Here is a 330-nt window from a genome sequence, read left to right as displayed (position 1 = left end):
TAATTAACCTGAGTTCGGTTTAAGCAAAGTTTAAAAATAATTGCCCGTCATTTACTTTTTTCAGGTTGAGTGACGGTTTTTTTGGAAAGAAACAATATGCTGTTAGTCCTCCCAAAATATTTATTATAAAATTGTTCACACTGCGATGTCTGGTGTGTTCAACTTGACAATGATTCTTCAATTCGTCATTGATAGTCTCAATAATAGCTCTTTTTCTGAGCAAAATCTTGTCTTCCATACTCATAATATGATTTTTCATATTCTTTCTAAGTTTCGTAAAGAGCTGAATTCCATCTGCAAAAAGCATCTCCCACAAGGCTTTTGAAAGAT

1 protein-coding gene is annotated in these 330 nt (G+C 32.7%); it reads right to left on the bottom strand.

Features of this window, described 5'->3' with window-relative positions; all coding sequences use genetic code 11:
* Positions 1 to 19 precede the first annotated feature (19 nt).
* The coding region (locus WA1_RS52010) for a transposase (RefSeq protein ID WP_201789273.1) at positions 20 to 330 on the bottom strand (311 nt) is incomplete at its 5' end.

This window comes from Scytonema hofmannii PCC 7110, from assembly GCF_000346485.2.
In the GTDB taxonomy this organism is placed as follows: Bacteria; Cyanobacteriota; Cyanobacteriia; order Cyanobacteriales; family Nostocaceae; genus Scytonema; species Scytonema hofmannii.
This window is presented reverse-complemented; position numbering and strand designations above follow the sequence as displayed.